Annotated in this window: 5 protein-coding genes and 1 pseudogene; all 6 read right to left on the bottom strand. The window is 59.9% G+C overall.

Annotation, left to right across the window (positions count from 1 at the left end; genetic code table 11):
* Positions 1-1,158: 1,158 nt before the first annotated feature.
* The 6 genes and pseudogenes from C7H84_RS33495 to C7H84_RS33470 all read right to left on the bottom strand — a co-directional run bounded on the left by C7H84_RS33495 (position 1,159) and on the right by C7H84_RS33470 (position 6,357).
* A pseudogene (locus C7H84_RS33495) lies at positions 1,159-2,114 on the bottom strand (IS5 family transposase).
* Between the two features lie 967 nt (positions 2,115-3,081).
* The gene (locus C7H84_RS33490) at positions 3,082-3,711 is read right to left on the bottom strand and encodes a hypothetical protein (protein ID WP_240462171.1); all 630 of its coding nucleotides are present in this window, start codon (positions 3,709-3,711) and stop codon (positions 3,082-3,084) included.
* A gap of 12 nt (positions 3,712-3,723) precedes the next feature.
* Positions 3,724-4,290: a glycosyl hydrolase 108 family protein gene (locus tag C7H84_RS33485; RefSeq protein WP_121862829.1), complete on the bottom strand. Its 567-nt coding sequence runs from the start codon at positions 4,288-4,290 to the stop codon at positions 3,724-3,726.
* Positions 4,287-4,733, bottom strand: a complete 447-nt coding sequence (locus tag C7H84_RS33480) for a hypothetical protein (RefSeq protein ID WP_121862828.1) — start codon at positions 4,731-4,733, stop codon at positions 4,287-4,289. The genes C7H84_RS33485 and C7H84_RS33480 overlap by 4 nt, the downstream gene beginning before the upstream one ends.
* A 366-nt stretch (positions 4,734-5,099) precedes the next feature.
* Positions 5,100-6,149, bottom strand: coding sequence for a contractile injection system protein, VgrG/Pvc8 family (locus tag C7H84_RS33475; protein ID WP_121862827.1), 1,050 nt, complete (start codon positions 6,147-6,149; stop codon positions 5,100-5,102).
* Position 6,150: 1 nt separating this feature from the next.
* The gene (locus tag C7H84_RS33470) at positions 6,151-6,357 is read right to left on the bottom strand and encodes a tail protein X (RefSeq protein WP_121862826.1); all 207 of its coding nucleotides are present in this window, start codon (positions 6,355-6,357) and stop codon (positions 6,151-6,153) included.
* Positions 6,358-6,362 lie beyond the last annotated feature (5 nt).

Genomic DNA, 6,362 nt, shown 5'->3' with positions numbered 1-6,362 from the left:
TAGTTCTGCAGGGCCGACTCGCTACTGGGCGGGTTGAAATTCGCGGTTCATGTATCAATGCCTAGGATCACTGAGCAGTTTTTCGACCTGCGTCACCGAAGTGGGGATGCTGCGGCGCTCACGTACGCGCCGAATGGTATGCGTGCCGCTCGGCCTTGGTACCCGTCCACGGATACGTTCGAATGTACCCCTCGTCAACACGGCGACCAGTGAAGCCGCCCCGATCGACCGGGCAGCCAACGCGCCACAAGTAAAGTGATCCTGAATCGATGTGGCAGCGTCGGGAGACAGCACGCGGATCGCCGCTCTGAAAACGATTAACCAACGCGCGCCCACCACCAACCACCTTCGAATCTGGAAACCGGCATAAGGCACTCAATTCGGTATACCAATCCGCCCAATTCCACACACATTCGATTGATTGCGCTGAAACGCCGATCAGATGCCTTCACAAGTTATATCGAAGAAAGCATCGGTTGGGGTTGCAACAGCCCCGTTGACCGAGTCAATTTCGACCTTCACATTCGCTGGATTGCCTCCACCAACCGACTCTTTGTCGCTAACTGTCAATGCTGTATTCGCGGGTGTTGCGTTGCAAGATAGCGCCTGGGTGGGATTCCATACCTGACTGTTGATAGGTAACGTGAAAACACCCATACTTGTTCGCATACCCTGTTGCGGTAACCAGCAATTGCCAGCACCACAGACAGCACTGAAACTATTCGGGCCAGACTGCATGCCTGGGATTACCCCTATTCCGTCCACGGCTATCAGTTGGCCGGCAGGTGATATTGTCGCTGTGTGCTTCTGCTTTGGTACGGACGGCGCAGCCGACACCGAGGGCGGCATGACTTCCATTAACTGCAGCTGGGTCTCGAGGGGACCGCATTGTGGCACCTGATTGGGAGCGAAGTCTAGCAAGCGCGTGTCTAAAACCTCCCCCGCCAAAACGGAAAGGCAAAGCGTCCGCGCTCTGTCGGCATGGGCAGCGGTGGAAAACGCTACCATCACAAATGCAGATACGAATAGACGGCTTTTCATGTCGCCCCCAAACAAAAAGGTTGAGAAAATATTTCCCTGACAAATTCCTCTGGCTACCAGCACGGCGTTGTTGCATAAATCGGGTGTGAGGACGAAGTGGCTCCCATGTTTACGGCGTCAGACAATGCGGCCGGATTGCGGGCGTACGAGGTCCGCCATTCGGTTCAGCACGCCTACGCGGATAGCGACCTCGGTCGCCTGCGAGTCGGTGCGGCGTGCCCACAGACAATTGCCCGTGAGCGTCTTCAGACGATACATCGCGTTCTCCGCGAGCGAACGACGGTGGTAGCCGCTGTCTTTCTTCCATTCGCGACGACCGATTCGGGCAATCGCATCGACCGCCTCGTTGCGCCACGTCGCGCCCAGCGTGTTCACGGGCCAATGAGCGGCGCCTTCGCGCGGCGGAATCGAGGACATTGCACCGCGCGCGGCAATGGCCGTATGGCACGGTTTGGTGTCGCAGGCCCTGTCACCGCCGATGACATGGATCTGTTCGTCGCCCGGAATCTGGTCGAGCAACTCGGCCAGGACGTCGCCATCGGCGACGTCCTGATGTGTCATCAGCGCGGCGCGAATCTGACCGGTGTTCGTGTCGAGCGCGAGATGGACCTTGCGCCACGTGCGACGCTTCGAGTAGCCATGCTGGCGCACCTTCCGTTCACCTTCGCCGTAGACCTTCACGCCCGTGCTGTCGACCACCAGGTGGATCGGATCGCCGTCGCGAACGATAGGCAGTGGACCTCGAGTGTTTGTGTGCGACGGCAAAGCGTCGTGTAGTCCGGCACGAGCAAGGTGGCGAAAGCCAGATCGCGCAGGCTTTGCGCGAAACCTTGCAGGGCGCGCAGCGGCAAGCGGAACACGGTCTTCAGGCCAAGCAACGCCTGAATCACCCCATCGCTATACAAACGCGGACGGCCGCGCGTCGGCTCGACGTCGGGCATGCTGGCAAGGGCGGCGTCGTCGATCCACATTGTGACGTTACCTCGGTTGATCAGGCCGGCGTTGTACGCCGCCCAGTTCCTGACGCGGTAGCGCGCCTTCGGCTCGCGCTTCTTACTCGTGTCCCTGCGCATCTTCTCGGCAAAAATCGGGAATCTACGCAGGAACCCGGATTGTTAACAGCGGCACCGTACTGGCTGTGGCGCGTAAACGTCACCTGCCGCGCCCGATTTATGCATTAACGCCCTCTAGGAAGGGAAAATGCAAACCAGTACGCCGTTTCCGAGATCAGCTAGAGTACCGTCGAGTGATAAGCCAACCCCACAGTCGTCACCAGCAGCTGCGGCCCACGTGGACGGCGCAAAGGCAGCGCCAACAGCGAGCAAAATGACAGCAAAAATCTTAGATTTCATTTCACTTCTCCTGTTAAGCTAAGTAAGCATGTATACAGAAAGTGGCGCAGGAATGCTCTCTTTTTCAACCGTGGTGCGCCCGGCACGGAAGGCCTATCAATTGGATTGGTTCCGGTACATTCAGACCACCTTCCAAGACGTTAAAGAATAAAGAGAATGCACGGAAGCCAACCTTCGAACGTCAGCATAATCGATATTTAGAAACGCGCCAATTTTCTTCGCACACCCAACCCCATAACTTTATAAATTCGCATGATGCATTTGCGCCTTTGATGTCAATTATGATTAGTTTGCGAAGTTATCAAGTCCGCCATCTAGCAAATATCGCATTTACCATGGCAATGGTCTATCACAGGAATATGGTTGCACCGGCCGCCGAGCTTTCAATTCACAGCAAAGACACATCGTCAATCCCCGGCCAAAGAGCTCGCTTCAGAAATTTGTTAATTTTCGTTTTTAATCAATGAGGCAAACACGCGGCTTCAATACACAACGCCGCTTCGCTCGACCTCATCCCGTTCATATCAAAAACTCGCATTGAGCATAGTTCGTTTTCACGACAATCCCAGTGTTCGTGTTAAAAATTTGCAATCTGTCAAAGCCTTCATATTTCAGACATTTTCCATACAGCCCTGTTTCGTCGGAATTTCGCCTATGAACCCTTGCACTTACAGATTGTGCCCCACCTTTAAGGCGCCAGATGATCGCCCCTTGCCGCGACCACGCGCATTCCGCCGGATCCATCACTGACCGTAATATCCGGCGACACCGCAAACTGCGTGATCCGATCGGCCTGCCGATCCGCTCGCGACGACGACCCAAAGAAATATTCCTTCGAGCCGATCACCATCGTGATCAGCACGCCGAGCAGCGTGTCGAGCGTCGTTTTCACCATATCCGGCATCCGGATGCCGCCGATCGCCAGGTAGAACTCCAGCCCGATCACCGCAAACAGCGCGAGCGTGTACAGGTACGCCAGATTGCGCGCGGTGTGGTCGTGTTCCGCAACGGCCATCTGCCGTGCGCTGGTCCGATCCCCTGCTGCCACCTGATCGGCCTGCACCTGGATTCCGGCCATGTTCTGCGCGTGCGTAAAGCCGGCCTGGCGCATCTTCAGCGCAAAGTCGTCGTCGGCCTGCTTCAGCGCGAGCCACTGCTCGGGTGTCAACGCCTCGCCGCTCAGCGCGGTTTTCACGGCCTCGACCGAGCGCTCATTGAGCCCGAGCTTCTCCGCAATCGTCGTCGCGGCCATCACCGCAATACCCGGTACCCCGCCCGTGAGTGCCGTCACCAGCCATGGCGCGACCGTCTTCAGCATTTCCAGCATGTTTTATCCTCCCAAAGCCCGGTTCAGTTGCCAGCCGTATTCGAAGGTTTCGTTGGCCGGCCGCCGCTCGGCCAGCTCGAGGTAGTACACCGACTGCTGCGCCGTGATCATCCCGAGCAGCACGCGGTGACCCTCCACGCCGCGCAGTCTGAGCCACGCCTCGAGCGCCGCGAGCGTGCCCGGCCCGATGACGCCGTCGAGCGTCAGGTCTGCAAACGTCTTGCCGTTCTGGTTCAGCACGTTCAACGCGCGCTGCAGGAATTTGACGCCGGTCGACGGTCCTGTATTCACACCGATGTCGAACAGCTTGTCAGCCAGGGCCGGTGAGATCGCCTCGAGCTGGTCGAACTTCGGCTCTCGCCAGTAGCGCGCTTCGTAGATCGCAACCGCCGTCTCGCGTGGCAAGTCCTGCATCGGCCCCGTGTAGCCGTTCCCGCGCGCCTCGGCGGCCGTGATGCCCCACCTGGTTCCCTCGAGTTTCCCGAGATACCAGTTACCGCGATCGGCCGGATCATTCGAGAATCCCCCCTCGCGCCCGATCAGCGCATCCATTCGGTCTTGCAGTTTCATGGGTTCGGTCTCCTGTTCACTTCCTGCTCCAGTTGCTCGAGACGCTGCTGTTGCAAGCGATTCAGCGCGTCGCCTTCGTTGATGTGGGTAAAGACCCAGACGATCGCGCCCACCATCATGGTCTGTACCAAGCCCAGGCACACCCCGAGCACCCAGACCGCGCCTCGCGCTGTATGTTTCATCGCGTCGACTTTCCGGTCCACATCGGTGATCTCGTGCGCCAGCTCTCCGCGCGCGCGTTCGTCGGCCCGCGAACGGCCCCACAGCAAGCCGACGTCCTCGCGTACGGTTTCCGCTCGCACCGCCATCTCTGCAAGCCGCCGATCCAGGTCCGCAAACGGCTGCACCGAGCGCTTGATGTCCTCGACGCTGGCCGCCACCGCCCGCATCTGTTGTGTGAGCGTCGCGATCTGCACCGCGAGTTCCTGTTTTTCCTCACCCATCGTTTCTCGTGTTTAAAAGGTTCATCGCGAGCTACCGGCGGACGCCGAGAGCCAAGGTGATTTTTGAAAGCCACACCGGCGGATTGCCGCCACGATATGCCTTGGTGTCCCTCCCCCGGGATGTCGATCTCTGTATCTGTGTTTATGCCACCCCGAGCGGGTGGCATTTTTTTGGTTCATCGCGATCGTGGACAACCGAGACCGAGCAACGCTCAAGTCGCCTTTGACTAGAGCGATTTTTGAAAGCGCCGCGGACTGGATGACCCACTATGCGCGTTGATACCTCCGCCCCGGGGTATCGGCCTCTGTATCTGTATTTGGGCCACCCCATGCGGGTGGCACTTTTTTGTGCTCAGTCGTGCGCCATCAGCCCGGCGCCGGAATCACCAGATTGACGGACTTCGTCGGCAGCTTCCCATGCCCGACCTTCGCCTTGCCCGCGTTGCCCCCATTGAGCGTCACCACCGTGGTCCAGCCACGCGATGCGTAGCTGTGCTCCACCGATTCGATCAGGAACGCGCCGTCGATGCCGTCCTTGAACCCCTTGAGCATCACCGTCTTTTCCGCCGCCAGATCGGCTCGGCCGCGCAACGTCAGCCGGCTCGTCGCCGTCTGCCGGTTCAGCTTCGCAAGGCGTGAGGTGGCCGCCGCCTTCGCCACGCTCGCGCTCGCAAATGCGTGCCGCTCGGTGTGCACTGCGGATGCGCCCGGTGGCGCGTCGGGGTTCGGGATCGTCAGCTCGAGTTTTTTGCCGGTCTTGCGGTCATGCACGTTCGCGCGCACTGCCGCAAAGCTCGCGCGGTCCGGGAACTGGATGTCGTAGTCGAGCAGCATCTCGGGCGTGAGCGTCACAACGGGCAGCGGCTTGCCACTCGCGCTCTTGCCCGCGCCGCGCGGCAGCACCAGCAAGCGGCCGGCCTTCACGGTTGCGGTGGCCCCAACCTGCCGGGCCACGCGCGTCACGAAGTGCAGGTCGCTCTCGCCGAATTGGTCCACCCGCGGCATCATCACGTCGAGCTCGCACACCGCCGTCCAGCCGTGACGCCGGGCGATCTCGCCCACGATGTCGGCCAACTTGACGTTCGTCCAGCTGCCCTCGCGCTGCGTCTTCGCGCTCGCGCGCATGTTGGCCGGCTTGCCGCGAATCACCACGCTCGCCGGCGGCCCGCGCACGCCGACCTCGTCCACCGCATACTCGCCGAGCATCGATAATCCTTCACTCATCCAGCCCAGCGATATCTTCAAGCTCGCCCCTTTGGGCGGAAACCGGATCCGGCCGTCACGATCGTCCAGCGTGAGCGTGCATTCGTCTGCGTCCAGCCCCGGCTTGTCGACCGTGCGGATCTCCAGCACCCGATCCTGGATCACCCGCGTCACATCCTCGCCATTTGCGATCACCTGGAACATCGCTTCCATTTCAACTCCACAACTGGATCGATTCGTCGCGCGGGCGCTCGAGCTCGGGCATCACGATGCGCACGCCTGCTTCAAACGGCTGCGGTCTGGCCGCCAGTCCGGGATTCGCGTCATACACGGCCTCGACCGTGCCGCGCAAGCTGCCGTACACGCGATAGCAGAGCGTATCGAGGACGTCGCCCTCACACGTGTTTAAAATCTTCGCCATAGCGG

Origin of the sequence: Burkholderia sp. Nafp2/4-1b (genome assembly GCF_003635165.1) — a bacterium.
Taxonomy (GTDB): Bacteria; Pseudomonadota; Gammaproteobacteria; order Burkholderiales; family Burkholderiaceae; genus Burkholderia.
The sequence above is the reverse complement of the archived record's forward strand: the minus strand, read 5'-3'. Positions and strand labels throughout refer to the sequence as shown.